The organism is Paenarthrobacter sp. AT5, from assembly GCF_032764245.1.
In the GTDB taxonomy this organism is placed as follows: Bacteria; Actinomycetota; Actinomycetes; order Actinomycetales; family Micrococcaceae; genus Arthrobacter; species Arthrobacter ureafaciens.
The window spans coordinates 14,205-30,964 of record NZ_CP136443.1; the positions used below are offsets into that span (position 1 = coordinate 14,205).

At 64.8% G+C, this 16,760-nt stretch carries 16 protein-coding genes and 1 riboswitch; of the genes, 10 read left to right on the forward strand and 6 right to left on the reverse strand.

Going from position 1 to position 16,760, the window contains the following annotated elements; all coding sequences use genetic code 11:
- Positions 1 to 302: 302 nt before the first annotated feature.
- The 4 genes from RI444_RS22580 (at position 303) to RI444_RS22595 (ending at position 4,045) form a co-directional block, all read left to right on the forward strand.
- The gene (locus RI444_RS22580) at positions 303 to 689 is read left to right on the forward strand and encodes a metalloregulator ArsR/SmtB family transcription factor (RefSeq protein ID WP_316963975.1); all 387 of its coding nucleotides are present in this window, start codon (positions 303 to 305) and stop codon (positions 687 to 689) included.
- Positions 686 to 2,641, forward strand: a complete 1,956-nt coding sequence (locus RI444_RS22585; RefSeq protein ID WP_316963976.1) for a cation-translocating P-type ATPase — start codon at positions 686 to 688, stop codon at positions 2,639 to 2,641. The genes RI444_RS22580 and RI444_RS22585 overlap by 4 nt, the downstream gene beginning before the upstream one ends.
- Positions 2,638 to 3,159: a signal peptidase II gene (gene lspA, locus RI444_RS22590; protein ID WP_316963977.1), complete on the forward strand. Its 522-nt coding sequence runs from the start codon at positions 2,638 to 2,640 to the stop codon at positions 3,157 to 3,159. The genes RI444_RS22585 and lspA overlap by 4 nt, the downstream gene beginning before the upstream one ends.
- Before the next feature lie 442 nt (positions 3,160 to 3,601).
- Positions 3,602 to 4,045, forward strand: coding sequence for a hypothetical protein (locus RI444_RS22595; protein ID WP_316963978.1), 444 nt, complete (start codon positions 3,602 to 3,604; stop codon positions 4,043 to 4,045).
- Positions 4,046 to 4,123: 78 nt separating this feature from the next.
- Here the strand turns inward: RI444_RS22595 and RI444_RS22600 are convergent, their stop codons facing one another.
- Positions 4,124 to 4,738 (reverse strand): copper resistance protein CopC, encoded by a 615-nt coding sequence (locus tag RI444_RS22600; protein ID WP_316963979.1) that lies wholly within the window; start codon positions 4,736 to 4,738, stop codon positions 4,124 to 4,126.
- 307 nt (positions 4,739 to 5,045) lie between these two features.
- Here RI444_RS22600 and RI444_RS22605 point away from each other — a divergent pair, with 307 nt between their 5' ends.
- Entirely contained in the window at positions 5,046 to 5,228 is a 183-nt protein-coding gene (locus tag RI444_RS22605) for a hypothetical protein (protein WP_316963980.1), read from the forward strand.
- A gap of 296 nt (positions 5,229 to 5,524) precedes the next feature.
- Here the strand turns inward: RI444_RS22605 and RI444_RS22610 are convergent, their stop codons facing one another.
- The 4 genes from RI444_RS22610 to RI444_RS22625 all read right to left on the reverse strand — a co-directional run bounded on the left by RI444_RS22610 (position 5,525) and on the right by RI444_RS22625 (position 9,672).
- Complete coding sequence (locus RI444_RS22610) at positions 5,525 to 6,214, reverse strand: DsbA family protein (RefSeq protein ID WP_316963981.1); 690 nt, start codon at positions 6,212 to 6,214, stop codon at positions 5,525 to 5,527.
- Positions 6,214 to 7,131: a cation diffusion facilitator family transporter gene (locus RI444_RS22615; protein WP_316963982.1), complete on the reverse strand. Its 918-nt coding sequence runs from the start codon at positions 7,129 to 7,131 to the stop codon at positions 6,214 to 6,216. Before RI444_RS22615 ends, RI444_RS22610 begins: the two co-directional genes overlap by 1 nt.
- Positions 7,128 to 7,505, reverse strand: a complete 378-nt coding sequence (locus tag RI444_RS22620; RefSeq protein WP_316963983.1) for a metalloregulator ArsR/SmtB family transcription factor — start codon at positions 7,503 to 7,505, stop codon at positions 7,128 to 7,130. Before RI444_RS22620 ends, RI444_RS22615 begins: the two co-directional genes overlap by 4 nt.
- 70 nt (positions 7,506 to 7,575) lie before the next feature.
- On the reverse strand, positions 7,576 to 9,672 hold the full coding sequence (locus RI444_RS22625; RefSeq protein ID WP_316963984.1) for a cytochrome c oxidase assembly protein: 2,097 nt from the start codon (positions 9,670 to 9,672) through the stop codon (positions 7,576 to 7,578).
- Between the two features lie 199 nt (positions 9,673 to 9,871).
- Between RI444_RS22625 and RI444_RS22630 the strand changes: the two genes are divergently transcribed.
- The 5 genes from RI444_RS22630 (at position 9,872) to RI444_RS22650 (ending at position 15,223) form a co-directional block, all read left to right on the forward strand.
- Positions 9,872 to 10,297 (forward strand): metalloregulator ArsR/SmtB family transcription factor, encoded by a 426-nt coding sequence (locus RI444_RS22630; protein WP_316963985.1) that lies wholly within the window; start codon positions 9,872 to 9,874, stop codon positions 10,295 to 10,297.
- 45 nt (positions 10,298 to 10,342) lie between these two features.
- On the forward strand, positions 10,343 to 11,311 hold the full coding sequence (locus RI444_RS22635) for a cytochrome c oxidase assembly protein (protein WP_316963986.1): 969 nt from the start codon (positions 10,343 to 10,345) through the stop codon (positions 11,309 to 11,311).
- On the forward strand, positions 11,308 to 12,939 hold the full coding sequence (locus RI444_RS22640) for a cytochrome c biogenesis protein ResB (RefSeq protein WP_410510810.1): 1,632 nt from the start codon (positions 11,308 to 11,310) through the stop codon (positions 12,937 to 12,939). The genes RI444_RS22635 and RI444_RS22640 overlap by 4 nt, the downstream gene beginning before the upstream one ends.
- On the forward strand, positions 12,929 to 13,786 hold the full coding sequence (locus RI444_RS22645) for an SURF1 family protein (protein ID WP_316963987.1): 858 nt from the start codon (positions 12,929 to 12,931) through the stop codon (positions 13,784 to 13,786). Before RI444_RS22640 ends, RI444_RS22645 begins: the two co-directional genes overlap by 11 nt.
- A gap of 432 nt (positions 13,787 to 14,218) precedes the next feature.
- Positions 14,219 to 14,392: riboswitch (cyclic di-AMP (ydaO/yuaA leader) on the forward strand.
- A gap of 3 nt (positions 14,393 to 14,395) precedes the next feature.
- The gene (locus tag RI444_RS22650; protein WP_316963988.1) at positions 14,396 to 15,223 is read left to right on the forward strand and encodes a M23 family metallopeptidase; all 828 of its coding nucleotides are present in this window, start codon (positions 14,396 to 14,398) and stop codon (positions 15,221 to 15,223) included.
- Between the two features lie 34 nt (positions 15,224 to 15,257).
- Here RI444_RS22650 and RI444_RS22655 read toward each other — a convergent pair whose 3' ends face one another.
- Positions 15,258 to 16,688 (reverse strand): TrkH family potassium uptake protein, encoded by a 1,431-nt coding sequence (locus tag RI444_RS22655; RefSeq protein WP_316963989.1) that lies wholly within the window; start codon positions 16,686 to 16,688, stop codon positions 15,258 to 15,260.
- Between the last annotated feature and the right edge of the window lie 72 nt (positions 16,689 to 16,760).

Genomic DNA, 16,760 nt, shown 5'->3' on the forward strand with positions numbered 1-16,760 from the left:
AAGAAGAACCAGACCGGATCCGCTATCGACCTTGTAGACCAAGAGGTCGAAGCACATCATCAAGTAACCCTTGGCAGGAGTGTAGGGGGCCGGCGTGCACACGGCAAGGCTTCCCGCCTACCAGGGTTGAAGTTCCCCGCTCCGTCAGCCTCACGAGGGTTCTCGGCTCCAGGCCAACGACAGCCAAGACTTCGCCGCAGTTCTGTTGGATCAGAGCAAAAGCGCTGGGACTGGACACCGGATCAAGGCTCGTTCGAACACCTAAGGGCGATGACATCCAAAATTTCCGCTATCATCGTGTTATGACGATTGATGATGCATACTCGCCTGATCCGTGCGCCCCGCTGGACCCCGCAGCGGCCCTGTTCCATTCCCTCAGTGATCCGACCCGCTTGAGCATCGTGAAGCGGATGGCCGGGGGAGAGGTGCGGGTGGGTGACCTGACCGGGGAGCTGGGCCTGGCCCAATCCACGGTCTCTGCCCATGTGGCGTGCTTGCGTGACTGCGGCCTGGTGGAGGGTCGCACGCAGGGCCGCAGCGTCTATTACTCGCTCTCGCGTCCGGAGCTGATGGACATGCTCGCCCAGGCCGAGGTCCTGCTGGCAGCTACCGGCAACGCGGTCAGTCTCTGCCCGAACTATGGCATTGGCAGCACCGGCACAGTCCAGACGACGGAGGTGTCCCGATGAGTGATGCCTGCGGTTGCAGCGACGAAAAGCCCGGGACCGGCGAGTCCGAGGAAACCGGGGAGGCCGTAGGTTTCTGGCAGGTCCGGGAGGTCCGGGCGGCCGCCGTTTCCGGTGCCCTGCTCCTGGCGGCGTGGATCGCGTCCCTGGCCGGCGCGCCGCAGTGGCTGATACTTCCTCTGGAGATCGCCGCGCTGCTGGTTGCCGCCTGGACGTTCGTTCCGTCCACCCTCCGCCGCCTGCTTAAGGGCAAAATCGGCGTCGGCACTCTGATGACGATTGCCGCAGCCGGTGCGGTCGCGCTGGGCCAGTACGAGGAAGCGGCCATGCTGGCCTTCCTCTATGCCATTTCCGAAGGCCTGGAGGAATACTCGCTGGCGAAAACCCGCCGCGGCCTGCGGGCACTGCTGGACCTGGTACCCGCCGAAGCGACCGTCATACGCAACGGCGAAGAGGTCACGGTCGATCCTGCGGCTCTGGTCCTGGGGGACCGAATGGTCGTCCGGCCCGGGGAACGCCTGGCCACCGACGGGAAGATCATCACCGGCCGAACCTCCCTGGACACCTCTGCGCTGACCGGGGAATCCGTTCCCGTCGAGGCTGGGCCTGGCGGCGAGGTTTACGCCGGTTCGATCAACGGTACCGGCCCGCTCGAGGTCGAGGTGACCAGCACCGCCGAGAACAACTCGCTGGCCAGGATCGTGCACATCGTCGAAGCCGAGCAGTCCCGCAAGGGCCCGGGCCAGCGCCTGGCTGACTCCATCGCCAGCAAACTCGTCCCGGGCATTCTGATCGCCGCGGCCGTGATCATCGGTTTCGGCTTCATCGTCGGGGAACCGATGCTGTGGTTCGAACGCGCCCTGGTTGTGCTTGTTGCCGCTTCACCCTGCGCCCTGGCCATCTCCGTGCCCGTCACCGTTGTCGCATCCGTCGGAGCGGCCAGCCGCATGGGCGTACTCATCAAGGGCGGCGGAGCATTGGAAACCCTCGGCAAGATCCGCACCATCGCACTGGACAAGACCGGAACCCTGACCCGCAACAAGCCAGCCGTGATCGACGTTGCCACCACCGGAACGTCCACCAAAGAGCAGGTTCTATCTCTCGCGGCCGGTCTGGAGGCCCGCAGTGAACACCCGCTCGCCCGAGCCATCCTCGCCGCGGCCGCAGACCGGGCACCGGTCACCGAGGTCGACGCCGTCCCCGGCGCAGGCCTGACAGGTCTGTTTGAAGGCAGGACGGTGCGTCTCGGCAGGCCGGGCTGGATCGACGCCGAACCCTTGGCCGACGAAGTGCGGCGAATGCAACAGGCCGGCGCGACCGCCGTCCTGATCGAAGACGACCGACAGGTCATCGGCGCCATCGCGGTCCGCGACGAGCTGCGCCCCGAGGCCAGGGACGTCATCGCCCGCCTCACTGCCTCTGGTTACACCACCGCCATGCTCACCGGCGACAACACGATCACCGCCAACGCCCTGGGCAAGGAAGCGGGCATCACCGAGGTCCACGCCGACCTGCGACCCGAAGACAAGGCAGACATCATCCGTACCCTCCAAGGCCGTGCCCCGACGGCGATGGTTGGCGACGGTGTCAACGACGCCCCGGCGCTGGCGACCGCCGACACCGGCATCGCCATGGGAGCCATGGGAACCGACGTCGCGATCGAAACCGCCGATATCGCCCTCATGGGCGAGGACCTGAACCACCTGCCCCAGGTCCTCGATCACGCCCGCCGCACCCGGTCCATCATGCTCCAAAACGTCGGACTGTCCCTGCTGCTGATCGCGGTACTCATCCCGCTGGCGCTGGTCGGTGCGCTCGGCCTGGCCGCTGTGGTTCTGATCCATGAACTGGCCGAAATCGTCGTGATCGCCAACGGCGTCCGAGCCGGACGGGTCAGCCGCAAAACCACCCTCACAACCGCCCGACCGGTCCCGGCCCTGGAACCGGCATCATGAGCACTGAACCCACATCAACAGCCAAAGACACCCCGCGCCCCGCGCGCTGGACCTCCCGACGGATCAGGGTCCTTCTGGTTGTCGCTGCGGCAGTTCTGGCCGCCACGGACCTTATCGTCAAGGCCGTGGCCGAGGCCGTTCTCTTTGCTGGTGCAACCAACGACATCGGGCCGATCAACATCCGGCTGGTCTACAACCGCGGTGTCGCTTTCAGCATGGGCGCGGGCCTGCCACCCTGGGCCGTCATCGCCGGCACGGGAGTGATCCTGGCCGCCCTGCTCTGGTTCCTGATCGCCGCAGCGCCCGGCATGTCCCCCCTCTCCCGGGCAGGGGCGGCCCTGTTGCTTGGGGGAGCCACGGGAAACTTCATCGACCGGCTCGACGGGCAGGGCGTGGTGGACTACCTCCATAGCGGGTGGTTCCCCACCTTTAACCTTGCCGATGTATTCGTCACCATCGGCGTCGTGGTGCTGGTCCTCGGCGCCGTCCTTTCCCCGAGGCCACGACACGGTGACTAGGCACCTTGGCCACCACGTTCGGATCCGGCGACGGTGATTCCGACCGGGCGTTTCGATTCCGGATCGTTCGGTCATCAGCAAGATCAACCGATAGGCAGCGTTATCGGTGAGGAACCGTGCGGTGACAATCCATCGTATGAATATCTGTTCATACGCTGTTGCTAGAATTAGTTTCTGGGATTCCCCACAGCGTCTGTGAGGCTTCGCCGTACCCATGGTCCGTGCCAAGGCTCCTAGGCCCAATGTGCGGGGGCGTCGACACTGTCCCTCGGTGGTCTGATGGTGCTGCTTCAGCCGTCTTTGATGATTCAGGTACGGCGGGAACATCCAGTTGTGCTTGCCCCGTCTGCCCCTGACTCAGCCGTTTTTTCTGTGCACCGTTAGTCCCACCGCTATGACCAGTGATCACGTCGTACCCACTCTTCAAGGAGCCACCAAACAAATGCTTTCCAACCCCGCCGCAAGCCGGTCCGCGACTGACGCGGACGCCGCCAAGATGCCCCTCGGCGCCCGTCGACTCGTGCTCATCGGAGGGCTATGCATTCCGGTAGGGCTGGTTGCCGGGCCGTACCTCTTTGGCCTTCAGCTGGTTGCCGTGGCGGGTGTCGTGGCAGTCGCCATTGCCCTGTCTTATCGGCGGGGACAGTCCTGGTTTTCGCGCTTCTCCTGGCTGACGACGGCAGCCGGTGCGCTGTGGGTCATTGCAACGGTGGCCTACTGGCTGAGCATCATGGCTGCTGTGGACGGTTCGTCGGCACCGTCCGCCCTTCCCGCGGTGCTGTTCTACATCGGTATGGCAGCGTTGGCAGTCATGGTCTTGGGCACTATCGCGGGTTGGACCTCTCGTTTGTTGTCCGATCGACGCTCAGCGGCCACGGCCCAGTAGCGCAGCCGGGCGCGTCGGCTCCAGGCACGGTGACCTGAAGCCGACGCGCGAGACGGGATTTCCGCCGGTTCGCCGCCGCTACGCTCCCGAGGCCTTGTCCCTGCGCTTGCGTGCAATGAAGAAGACAGCGGCTGCGACAGCCAGGATCGCGGCCGCAAGGCCAACGGCCATGGGTGCGTTGTCATCGTTGGGCTTGATCTGCTCCGGCGCCGTTTGGGCCGCCGGGGCGGCAGGGCTGGAGGCAGTGCCCGCGGCCGCGGTTGGCGTCGCAGATGGTGTGGCAGTGACGGCTTGGGCGGGATCCTGGACGGTGAAGGAGTAGTTGCCTTCGATGGGGTGCCCGTCGGAGGAAACGGTCCGCCAGAGAACCTTGTATGCCCCAGGGCTCCCGCCGGCTATGGACGTGGAGATGGTCGGGCCGTCCACGGTGACCTTGCCGTTGCTAAGTGTCTTGCCCGTCTCGTCGGTCACGGTGATGACGCTGAGATTGAGTTGCGTGGCATCCATGGGCGGCTCCGAGAGCGTTAGGGAAACGCTACCCGGGGCCGTGGTGACGGTGGTGTCCTTGGCCGGGACAGTGGATTCCAGGGCATCGTGGGCCATTGCCGGTCCGGCGGCGAAGGCCGGGATGAGGATGGCCGCGGCGAGAGCCAGGCGGATGCGGGCGCGCCGCTTGTTGTTGAGGGGATTCATGGTGAATTCTGCGATTCTGCTCGTTGAGAAGGTCTAGTGTGCTCGGTGCGCGCCCCGTGACACCCAAAGCCAATGCCTGGAGTGTCGTGGCGACGGAAACGTTCCGGGGCGGCCCCCGGGCTGGCGGTCGTGCCGGCCCGTTCCTTTGCAGATGGATGGTCCCCGTGACTGTGACCGGCATGCAGGGATATGCCCGGAGGTCGGTTGGTTTGAGCAGGCCCAATAGGGGGCGCAGCCAGGCGGCCAAGGCCCACAGAGCCGACTCGCCCCGGGCCATCAGAAGCGCGGTGGCGAGGATGGCGGCCGCATGCATTCCGAGCATTCCGGGGCTGCCATCCGCGCTGAGATGCTCATGCGGGACAACCCCGCCACCGGCGCTCGGGACGACGGCCATCCCAGGATGGTGGGCCAAGCCGGACCTGGGCGTTCCGGCGCCTGCCAGGGCAGAGAACGCCAGGTGCAGGGCAGCCTGGGATGCGCCCAGATATAAGGCCAGAAGGGGCGCCGTCATCTTTCTGCCGGCCAGCATGGTCGCCGAAGGGGCAACAACAGCTGTCAGCGCTGCCATGACCGGGAAAGCCGGCAGTTCACCTCCGGCCAGCAAGTGTGCCATTGCGGCCAAGGCAAGGACCGTGACAGCCAGAGCAGCGGCCCGCGGAATGCGGAACGGTGCAGGCGCAGCAGCCATCGCACACCGTTCCTTTCAAGGGTGGAGAGATTCGTTTCTAGGTCACGTAGAAGGATGAGGCAACGTGCGAGACGGACTTTGCTGTCCGGGACAGCCTGTTACTTGGCCGCGTCCGCGAGCAGTTGCCGGAATTGCTCCTTGGTCTCAAGGGTGAGCATCTTCCCGTTTAGGAAGAACGTCGGAGTGCCCTTAACGCCCAGGGCGGTACCATCTGCGATGTCCTTCTTGATCCGTTCCTTGGTCTTGTCATCGGCCACGGCCGCATCGTAGGCGGTCAGGTCCAGTCCGAGTTCTTCAGCGAACGTCCGGAACAGTGGCGCCTGGGATTCGGTTTTCTCGCCCCATTGCGGCTGGGTTTCGAACATTTTGGCATACATCTGCTCGTATTTGCCCTGCTGGGCTGCGGCTTCGACGGCAAGTGCGGCGGTGGCTGAATTACGGTGCGCAGGCAACGGGAAGTAGCGGTTGACGAAGGTGATCCGGTCCCCGAACTCCTTCTTCAGTTCCTCGACCACGGGTTGAGCGGCAAGGCACGCTTCGCATTCGAAGTCCAGGAACTCAACGAGCTGGGCCTTTTCGGTGGCCGGGGAGGTCACACGGTGGCTGTCTTCACGGACCAGTTGGGCTTCCGCGACCGGCGTCGGGGCAGCGGGGGCGGGCTTGTTCAGAGTAAAGACCGTGTACCAGATCACGCCAACGGCGACGAGGACGGCCAGCAGGACCCAGATGAAGACCCGGGCCTTCTTCGCGGTATCCATGGATGGGGGAGAGGTTTTGGTTTTGCTCATCAGTGGTGGATGCTTTCCTGGTCGCGGTGGGCGGCTGGTTCGATCTGGAAGGTGGAGTGTTCGACGCTGATATCGAAGTGCTGGGCCACGCAGCCCTGCAGATCCGCCAGGATGGTGGCGGCATGCCCGTCGGTCATGCAGGTGTCTTCCACGGTGACGTGGGCGGAGAGGACCGGTGTTCCGGAGGCCACCAGGGTGGCGTGGAGGTCGTGGACGTCGATGACGTGGGGCAGCGCCAGGATGTGCTCGCGCACCTTGGCCAGGTCCAATCCCTTGGGGGTGGATTCCATGAGCACGTTCACGGTGTCGCGGAGCAGTTTAAGTGTGCGCGGAATGATCAGGACGCCGATGAGCAACGACACGAGCGCATCGGCCTGAAGCCAGCCGGTCACGGCGATGATGATGGCTGCCGCGATGACTGCCACGGATCCGAGCGCGTCGTTGAGGACCTCCAGGAAGGCCGCCTTCATGTTGAAGTTGTGGTTCCGTCCGGAAGCGAGGATAAGGAGGCCGATCGCGTTGCCGGCCAGGCCGATGATGCCGAACCAGAGCATCGTGGACTCACCGATTTCCGGGGGCTCGAAGAACCGGCGGATGCCTTCAACGATGACGAAGCCGCCGACCGCGAGCAGCAGCGCCGCTTGTCCGGCGGCGGCGATGATTTCGGCACGCTTGTAACCCCAGGTGCGCGTCAGGGTGGCCGGCTTCAACGCCAATGATGCGGCGATGAGCGCAATCAGCAGCCCAGCCGAATCGGTGAACATGTGGCCGGCATCTGCCAGCAGCGCCAGGCTGCCGGTCAGCACGGAGCCGATGATCTCTGCGATCATGACCGTGAAGGTGATGGCAAAGACGGTGAGGAGCTTTCCGCGCCGTGCCGTTGCCGCCGCAGTGTGGTCGTGCTCGTGACCACTCATGAGTGGACCTCCAGCTTGTCGGAAGAAGCCAAGGAGCCTGGAATGGTGTCCTGGGCGCATTCGGGTTCCGCGCAGCCGCAGATCGTATCGACTGTCAGGATGGTGCCAAGCAGGTCCTCCAGTGCGTGCGCCAGTTTGGCGTCGGAGAGTTCGTAGCGGACACGCCGTCCGACCGGTTCCGCGGCAACCAGCCCGCAGTCGCGCAGGCAGGCCAGGTGGTTGGAGAGGATCTGGCGGCTGACGCCGATGCTCTCGGCCAGATCCGACGGAAACGCTGACCCGTTTTTGAGCTGCATCAGGATCGCGGCCCGGGTGGGGTCCGCGAGGGCTTTGCCGAAGCGGGCCAGGACGTCGATCGTGGAAAGTATGCGCATACCCGCAATGATACAGAAATATGTGGATTCAGAATATCCTGAACCCAATGAGGGTACGGAACTATCCGCTCTAGGTCTGACCACCACGGCCCCTCGTGTCGCGCTCCTCAAGGCGGGCGAGCATGGCGTTGTAGGCATCCAGGTCCGCGTCGTTGGTGCGCGCGGCCGCCCTGTCGCTGCGTCGCATTTCGCGGGCGTCGGAGCGTGACCACATGACGGCCACGCCGATGGCGATCAGCAGCGTCGGGACCTCGCCGATACCCCAGGTGATGGCGCCGGCCATTTGCTGGTCCTCCAACGGCGGTGCTCCCCATTCGCGGCCCAGTTCGGTGAACCACTCCGGCTGGATCAGGGTGGTCGAGCCCATCAGGGTGACACCAAAAAAAGCGTGGAAGGCCATCGTTGCCAGTAGCAGCAGCAGCCGTAGCGGATAGGGTGCCCGGCGCGGGATGGGGTCGGTGCCGATCATCGACAGGACGAACAGGTAGCCGGTGATCACGAAATGGACCGTCATGAGTTCGTGCCCGGCGTGCTCCCTGAGGGCAAAGCCGAACGCATCGGAGTAGTAGAACAAGACGATGGAACCGGCGAAATTGGCGGCAACGAAGAGGGGATGCGTCACGATCGCGGCCACCCGCGAATGAACCAGGACCATGATCCACTCGCGTGGTCCGCGGGAACCGTCGGTCCGCGGCTTGAGCGCCCTGAGCGCCAGCGTCACCGGGGCTCCGAGAACGAGAAACACCGGGACGACCATGGTCAGAGCCATGTGATCCAGCATGTGTGCACTGAAAAGTATCCGCCCGTACACCGACGGCCCGCCAGAGGTGAAAAACACCAGCGCCGCCAACCCAACAAGCCATGCCACACTGCGTATCCACGGCCAGCTGTCCCCGCGGCGGCGCAAACGCTGCGCCGCCCGCAGATACAGGTACGCGGCGAAGAGGGCGAAGGCGATCCAGAGCCAGTCCGGGCGCCACATGGTGAACCAGCGTTCGGGGGTCAGTTCAGGTGGCAGGAGGTAGCCGGTGAGGACCTCGGCGGGGGTGAGGGCGGGGCGGATGTCCTCCCCGGTTGGTGTGGGTGTGCGGCTCAGCGCGGCGGCCAGGCCGCTGACGGCGCCCATGATCAGCAGCTCGACCACGATGAACCGCCACAGCAGACCGGTGGCCTGCCCGTTCCCGGATTTCACGCTCAAAGCCGGAATCAGTCGCTTCCGGTGCAGGAATCCGATCGCTCCCAAGGCAATGGCGGCCACGGTTTTTGCCATCAGCAGGACGCCATAGGGAGAGTCCAGCCCCGCGGGAAAATCGATGCGGATCGTGGCATTGATGATTCCCGAGGCCACCACGAGGACAAAGGCGAAACCGGCCAGAGTGGAGAACCGTCCGAGGACCGCCGCGGTGTCCTTGCCCAGGGCTGTCCCGGCAACGCCCAAGGCAATGAGACCGCCGAACCACAGGCACACCCCAACTAGGTGCAGGCCCAGGGAGTTGATGGCCTGTTCGTGGTCGCTTCCACCGGCCGCATGGCCGATCAGCATCACCGGCACCAGCCCTGACAAGGCCAGCAACGCGGTGGCGCCCAGGCCCGCGCTGGACCGGACACTGAAGGTCAGGGTGGCAACGACCGAGGAAATGATAACGACCCACAGCCAGGCCGCCCCGTTGGGAAGCTCCGTGATGTAGGAGGTCAGCTGCGCCGCGAATTCGGGGCTGCCCGAGACGGGCACGCCGGCGATGTCGGAGAAGCTGAACACCAATACTGCCAGGGCCGAAAGGGTCCACGTCAGGCTCGCCACCGAGGCCAGCACCATGATCCGGCTGAACGCCGGATGCTCATCGGCGGCAGCTATTTCCGCTGCCGTCACCCCGTACCCGGCCCGGCCCGCATTCCTGCGGCCCCGAAGTACCGGCGGCACGATGAACGCCGCAAAAACCAGGGCACCGATGGCGGCCGCGGCCGCGATGTTCTGCATGGTCTGGGCAACCCCGTAGCCCCACCGGACCAAAGCGCCGGGATCACGGGTCTCGGCAGGCAGGGTTCCCCTGCCATACGCAGTAGCCACCAGCACGACGACCAAGGCGATCACACCGGCCACAGCGAACCAGCGCAGTTTCGGCGATACGGCCGTGCTGCCGCCGGCAGCAGGGGCTTTCAAAGCCACAATGGTTCCTTAACGCAGGTCCGGACCTGATCCCTCCAAGGCTTCGGGGCCAGGCAGCGCCGGTGCATTCCGGCGCCATTCAAGATTATCTGTAGAGTTGTTCAGACGTTAATCGGTGGACGCCGCCAGGCCCTCCGGACAACCTCGGCACGCCACAAGGCAAATGCGACGCATTAGCAAGTAAAGGTACTCTTGATGAATGACCGGAACAGCACAGGCACTGCCGACATCGCACGGCCAACCGGGCAGCGAATGCTCCATTCGTCTGGTCGACGCCGAGAAGGTAGAAGCCGTCAGGTCCCGGATGCCTGCCGACTCGGACGTGACGGATCTCGCGGTGATCTTCGGGCTGCTCTCGGACCCGGGACGGGTGAGGATCCTCATCGCCCTGCTCGAAGGGGAGATGTGCGTGTGCGATCTGGCCGCAACCACGGGGTTGAGCGAATCGGGCGTCTCCCATGCGCTGCGGCTGCTGCGCGGTCCGCGCGTGGTGCAGGTCCGTCGTGCCGGCCGGATGGCGTATTACTCACTGGCCGACTCCCACGTGCGCATGCTGCTGGATCTGGGTCTCACGCACGTCGGACACGCGGGCCAGGACCGGCTGACAATGGTCAGCAACAACTAACACCGATCTCTGGCCTGGCCGGCTCGTCCGGACGGCGGTACTGACATGGGCAACCCTGGAGTCGAGGGCCCGGTCTGGCTTCCCTCGCTGCCGCCGTCGTTGGGGGAGTACCTCGCACCGAACCTCCAACCTGTTCCACTGATCCCCGCCTTGACGCTGCTCGCCGCTCTCTTCTACCTCGCCGGTGCCATCAGCCTTTGGCGGCAGGGCCGGCACTGGTCCCCGGTGCGCACCGCCTCCTTCCTGCTCGGTTGCCTGGCCATCATCGTCGTCATGGGCGCCGGCATCGAAGGGTACGGGTTGCGGATGTTCTCCATTTTCATGTTCCAGCAACTGACCCTGATGATGGCCGTCCCTCCCTTGCTGGTCATCGGATCCCCTGGCACCTTGTTGCTGCGGGCAACCCCACACGGCCGGTTCGGCCGACCGGTTCTGAAGTTTGCCCTCTGGGGCCTGCGTTCCCGCTGGGGCCGGCTGGCCATCCACCCGGCCTTCATGGTGCCCCTGTTTCTGCTCAGCTTCTACGGCGTGTACTTCTCCGGCCTCGCGGACCTTCTGCTGCCGAACTGGTACGGGCACGTCGGGCTGGAATTATTGTTCCTGGCCGCCGGGATCCTGTTCACTGTGCCTCTGATTTCCGCGGACCCGCTGCCGACCCGGCAAACACACTTCGGCCGCATGCTCGACATCTTTGCTGAGATGCCGTTGCACGCCTTTTTCGGGGTTGTCATCATGATGGCCACCGCCCCCATGGTCAAGTTCTTCGCCGCACCACCGGAAAGCTGGAACGTGGACCCGATGCAGGACCAGGGCCTGGCCGGCGGACTGGCATGGTCTTACGGGGAACTGCCAGGGGTGCTGCTGCTGATGTTCATCCTCGTGCGGTGGCAACGGGACGAGGCCCGCGGATGGGTCAAGGCGGACAAGACGGCCGCGGTGGCAGGGGACCCGGACCTGGACGCCTACAACGAATACCTGCGCCAACTGGCCAACCGTCCGGTACGCCAGCGATGACGGCACCTGACTCCGCGGCACCTGCCCGCACCAAGGAGAACGCCCTCCCGACCCCGCCGCCACTCGGAGCGGCGGGCATGATGCGCTGGGCCTGGACCCAGCTGACCAGCATGCGCACGGCCCTGTTCCTGCTGCTATTGCTGGCCATCGCCGCCGTGCCGGGATCACTCTTCCCACAACGTCCGGCCAACCCCTCGCTCGTCACCCAGTACATCAAGGACCGCCCTGACTACGGCCCGGCCCTGGATGCGCTGCAGCTTTTCGACGTCTATTCCTCGGCCTGGTTCTCGGCCATCTATATCCTGCTGTTCATCTCCCTGATCGGTTGTGTCATACCGAGGGCCCGCGCCCACTACAGGGCCATGCGTTCGCACCCGCCACGTACCCCGAAGCGGCTCTCCCGGCTGCCGGAGTACGGCACCTTGGTGCTGCCTGCCGAGGCCGGGATCCCCGCCGCGGCCGCCATCGCCGACGCGGCCGCTGCGCTGAAGAAGCGCGGCTACCGCGTCGAAGTCAGGGCTGAGGAGGAAGCGATGCCGTCGCTGGGTGCAGAGCGAGGCTTCCTGAAGGAGGCCGGGAACCTCGTGTTCCACACCTCGCTGATCGGCGTTCTGATCTGTGTGGCCATTGGCGGGCTGTTCGGGTTCCGGGGACAGAAGATCCTGATCGAAGGCGATACCTTCGTCAACACGCTTGTGGGCTACGACAACTTCGCGCCGGGAACCAACTTCCAATCCTCGTGGCTGGAGCCGTTCACGATCACGTTGGATACGTTCGCGGTCCGTTTCGACAGGGAATCGACCACACAGTTCGGCCAGCCCATTGATTTCACCGCCCAGCTGAGAACCCGGGATGCACCCGGCGCGGACCAGGAACCCCGGACGCTGAAGGTCAATGACCCTGTCTACTTCGGGGAGGTGGGCGTCTTTTTGGTCGGCAACGGTTACGCACCGGTCATCACCGTCCGGGACGGCAACGGCGATACAGCATTCAGTGGCCCCGTCGTTGCCATCCCGAACGATGGCGTCTACACTTCAACGGTTGTCGTCAAGGTTCCGGATGCCCGTCCGTCGCAACTGGGTTTCGTGGGATTCTTCCTGCCTTCCGCCATCAAGAACGAGGAAGGCGTTGCCTACAGCTTCGACCCGGATCCGCTGAACCCCCAGCTGAACCTGAATTCCTACTACGGCGACCTGGGCCTGGACACCGGCGTACCGCAAAATGTCTACAACCTCGATGTGAAGGGGTTGACCCAGCTTAACGGCCGGGAATTGCCCACCAAGGGCATCACGCTCTCACCGGGCGGCACGTACACGCTGCCCGAAGGCAAGGGAAGCATCAGCTTCGATGGCCTCAAACGCTACATCGGCGTGGACATCCGCAGCACCCCCGGACAGACCGGCGTTTTGGTCTTCTCGGTGATGGCAGTTGCGGGCCTGATGGCCTCGCTGTACGTGAACCGCCGCAGGGTCTGGGTCCGCGCCGGAACCCACGATGACGGACGGACGATGGTCGAATACGGTCTCCTGGCCCGCGGCGAGGACCACCGTCTTGCCGCCGAAGCGACGGCAGTCCGCGCAATGCTGGCCGGGCAGTGGCAGCTCCAGGAGGAATCCCGTGGCGTATAGGTTCCTGCTGTCCTGGCGTTGGGCCGGTTTCCTGTTGATGGCGGCACTGTTCGCCGCTGCCTGCATTGGACTGGGGAACTGGCAGATGGATCGTCGGAACCAGGCCGTGACCGAGATCCGCAGGGTCCAGGAGAACTACGACAAAGCCCCCGTGCCGTTCAAGGACGCCCGCGCATACTTCGCCGTCGCCGACCCAGAGGCGAAGTGGACGACCGTATCGGTCACTGGCCGGTACCTTGCGCAAGACCAGAGAATCGTCAGGAACCGGCCCAACAATTCCGCGGCCGGATACGAGGTGCTGGTCCCGTTCCGGTTGAGCTCCGGTGAGACGATCGCGATCAACAGAGGATGGCTGCCGATAGGCAACGACCGGCCCGGATACCCCGACGCGGTGCCCGGCCCACCAACCGGAGAGGTTGCGGCGGTCGTCCGGATCAAACCGTCCGAACCTGACCTTGGCCGTGACGCACCTGAGGGCCAGCTGGCCAGCATTGACCTGACCAATTACGAGATGCAACTGGATTACCCGCTCATGACGGGCAGCTACGGGGTCATGGCCTCGGAGTCCCCACAACCATCTGTGACCCCCCAGCAGCTCGCCGCACCGGCGGTCAAGGAAGGGTCGAACCTGTCCTACGCCCTGCAATGGATCACCTTCGGGATCCTGGCATTCGTCGGCTTCGGATACATGGCACGGCAACAGGCCCGGATCGGTCGCGAGGAACGCGACCTGCCGGACGACATGGCGGACACAGCTGAAGCCGTTCAGCAGCCCAGGACGCCATCCCGGCGCAAACGCTCCGGCTCCGAAGAAGAAGACGCTCTTCTGGACTCGATGGGCCTCTAAACCCCTCAGCAATGGGCAGGACGACAGCGGCATCCAGGCCGTCGTACCGAAGCCCCGCGCCCGGTGGGTGGGTGGTCCGGGCTTATCTGCTGCCGCAGAAAGAACCGCGCCCGTTCCGGGCGCCAGCAGACCCTGTAGCTGGTTCCGAGGTGCTCTCCAGCACCGGGGCCCCGACACCTGGGCCCCAGTGTGCGGTACGTCGGGAACCGGAACCATCCGGAGGTGGAGTTCGTTGATGCCATCAGCTGCTCATCTGAAAAGACGCCCACATGTTGCTTGGCATGGGCGTCGGAGGCAGGCACGCGACCCGGGCGCCAGCATCCGAACCACACACGCTGTGTCACGAAATTGTAACGATGAGCCTTTGCAGCTACTATTAGTTCAGGTTTTTCTGTACTAAAACCCTTGATGCCGCACGCTCAGCCCCGCCGGTGGTATCAAACGACTATCCCTTTTCACGGCGGGGGTGGAGGACCCAGAATCGGCAGCCAGCCTGCCTTGGGGTGAAGCCGCGACGTCGGTGGCCAGGTGGCCGCAGGGGTGCGGCCGGGCATTTTCCTTGGCCCGAACCCGACAGCTAACTTCGCAGGCGAACCGAAAGGATCCCCCATGACTTCCCCATCCCCCCATGGCCGGCGCCGAAAACCAACCTCCGGTCCCTTCCCCCGGGCGGCCGCTGCAACGACTCCCCGGGCTGTCCCGCAGCACCGGGATGTGCCAGCTGCCAGGCCGGTCGGGAATCGGCGCAAACAGGTCGCAACTGCCGCCACGCTGAGCGTCGCCGCGATTTTGACCGCCTCACTCACCGCCGCCCATGCCGGCCCGGCCCCCACCGGCACCGGTCCCGCAGTGCAAGCCCCAGCGGCAAAGGCTTCCAGTGCACCGGTTCAGGCCTCCGCCGGGGCATCCATCAGCTATGAACGGCCGGCTGTCACCACCGAGCAAGCTCCATTGCCACTGCCGGCCAAGACCCAGGTTGCAGCAGCGGGCGCGGCAGCTCCAAAGACTGCCGCAGCCGCACCGGCTGCTTCTGCACCCGCAGCTTCCTCGGCCCGGCTCGGCGCGCCGCTGGCCAGCATGTCGGTCACTTCGCCGTTCGGTATCCGCTCCAGCCCGATCAGCGGCTCCGGGGAACTACATACCGGCTTGGACCTCGTGGCAGCGTGCCAGACCGCGGTGTACGCCGCCGGGGCTGGAAAGGTCGTGGAGGCCGGTTGGTCGGCCTACGGGGGCGGAAACAGGATTGTGGTGGACCACGGTAACGGCTTAAAGAGTACGTATAACCATTTGGCGTCCATCGAAACCTCTGTCGGAGCGACCGTGGCCGCCGGCCAGCGGCTTGCCGCTGCCGGGACGACCGGGGCCTCTACCGGCTGCCACCTGCACTTCGAGGTGCTTCTTAACGGGCAGACCGTGAACCCGCAGGGCTGGATGTGACCCGGGAAGCCAAGACCGCCCACCTCGGGGTGCGCTAGCCAATGATCGGCCGCTCTTCGGGGTAGTGGTACAACTGGCTGCGTTGGCGCAGTGCCAGTGCGGCGGCCAGAGTGACGGTGCCGACGCGGCCGGCGAACATCAGCGCCGACAGCACGTACGCCCCTGACGGCGGCAGCTCGGCACTGAGGTTGGTGCTCAGTCCTACGGTGGCGAAGGCCGAGATGGTCTCGAACAGTACCCGGTCAAGGGAAGCCCCGCTGATCTGCAGGAGCAGAAAGGCGGCGACCGAAACAAGCGTGGCCCCGGCGACGATCACCGAGATGGCGACCCGCATGGTGCCCTGGGGGATGGTGCGGCCATAGACCTTCACGTCGGCATCGCCACGGGCTTCGGCCACGATGGCCAGGAACATGACGGCAATGGTGGTCACCTTGATGCCCCCGGCCGTGGAGGCCGAGCCGCCGCCGGCGAACATGAGCGCGTCAGTGAGGAGCATCGTGGTGGATTCCATCTGGTTCTGGTCCACCAGGTTGAACCCGCCGGAGCGCGTCATGACCGAGGCGAAGAGCGAATGGATGACCTTCTCACCGGCCCCTAAGTTACCGATAGTCCGGACGTTGTCCCACTCCATGACTGCCCACAGGACCGCGCCGGCCGCGAGCAGGATAAGGGAGACCTGGATGGTGAGCTTGGTGTGGAGGTTCCACTTTTTCCAGTTGAGCCCGTTTTGCTGCAGCACCATGACCACGGGAAAGCCGAGGCTGCCCAGGAAAACACCCAGCATCAGCGGAACCAGAATCCAAAGGTCGGTCTCGTAAGGGACGATCCCGTCCGAATGGGGTGTGAACCCGGCGTTGTTGAACGACGAGATGGAATAGAAGACACCGTGCCACACGGCTTGCCAGAACGGCTCGCCGAGGACCAGGAACCGGGGGATCAGGGCGAGGGCCAGCGCCCCTTCGATGACCACGGAGGTCACGATGACAATCCGGAGAAGGGTACCGACTTCACCGAGCCTTCCGGCGTTGTTCATGGCTTCCTGGGCGATGAGCTTGCCGCGCACGCCCAGGCGCTTGCTGACCATCAGCGCCAGCAGGGACGCGAGCGTCAGCGTGCCTAAACCCCCGACGAAGATGCCCAGCAAGATGACGAGCTGCCCGAAAAAGGACCAGTGCGTGGCGGTGGACACCACGGTCAGGCCGGTGACGCAGACGCTGGAAACGGCCGTGAACATGGCTTGGTGCAAGGGTGTTGACTCACCGGATGCAGAGGACGCCGGAAGCGTCAGCAACCCGGTAAAGAGCAGAATCACCACCACGAAGGCGCTGAAGGCGAGGCGGGCCGGGGAGGTGTTGGCAATGTTGTCGATGAGGTCGCGCAGGCCGGTCAGGATTCCGGTGCCCTCGCGGTCCGACAGACCTGGCCCCAGGATGGCGGGCCTGGGCTTTGGCTGTTTCTGGACCATGGGCATTCCTCGATTGGCGGGGCGATGAAGGTTTGGGGTCCGTTAACCCTGGTCCGATGAATCTCAGCGGTT

Excerpts from the sequence above, each read along its gene's own strand:
- RI444_RS22580 (WP_316963975.1), top strand. The coding sequence starts at position 303 with ATGACGATTGATGATGCATACTCGCCTGATCCGTGCGCCCCGCTGGAC.
- RI444_RS22630 (WP_316963985.1), top strand. The coding sequence starts at position 9,872 with ATGACCGGAACAGCACAGGCACTGCCGACATCGCACGGCCAACCGGGC.
- RI444_RS22600 (WP_316963979.1), bottom strand. The coding sequence starts at position 4,738 with ATGAATCCCCTCAACAACAAGCGGCGCGCCCGCATCCGCCTGGCTCTC.
- RI444_RS22640 (WP_410510810.1), top strand. The coding sequence starts at position 11,308 with ATGACGGCACCTGACTCCGCGGCACCTGCCCGCACCAAGGAGAACGCC.
- RI444_RS22595 (WP_316963978.1), top strand. The coding sequence starts at position 3,602 with ATGCTTTCCAACCCCGCCGCAAGCCGGTCCGCGACTGACGCGGACGCC.
- RI444_RS22650 (WP_316963988.1), top strand. The coding sequence starts at position 14,396 with ATGACTTCCCCATCCCCCCATGGCCGGCGCCGAAAACCAACCTCCGGT.
- RI444_RS22615 (WP_316963982.1), bottom strand. The coding sequence starts at position 7,131 with ATGAGTGGTCACGAGCACGACCACACTGCGGCGGCAACGGCACGGCGC.
- RI444_RS22585 (WP_316963976.1), top strand. The coding sequence starts at position 686 with ATGAGTGATGCCTGCGGTTGCAGCGACGAAAAGCCCGGGACCGGCGAG.
- RI444_RS22610 (WP_316963981.1), bottom strand. The coding sequence starts at position 6,214 with ATGAGCAAAACCAAAACCTCTCCCCCATCCATGGATACCGCGAAGAAG.
- RI444_RS22620 (WP_316963983.1), bottom strand. The coding sequence starts at position 7,505 with ATGCGCATACTTTCCACGATCGACGTCCTGGCCCGCTTCGGCAAAGCC.
- lspA (WP_316963977.1), top strand. The coding sequence starts at position 2,638 with ATGAGCACTGAACCCACATCAACAGCCAAAGACACCCCGCGCCCCGCG.
- RI444_RS22605 (WP_316963980.1), top strand. The coding sequence starts at position 5,046 with ATGCATTCCGAGCATTCCGGGGCTGCCATCCGCGCTGAGATGCTCATG.
- RI444_RS22655 (WP_316963989.1), bottom strand. The coding sequence starts at position 16,688 with ATGGTCCAGAAACAGCCAAAGCCCAGGCCCGCCATCCTGGGGCCAGGT.
- RI444_RS22635 (WP_316963986.1), top strand. The coding sequence starts at position 10,343 with ATGGGCAACCCTGGAGTCGAGGGCCCGGTCTGGCTTCCCTCGCTGCCG.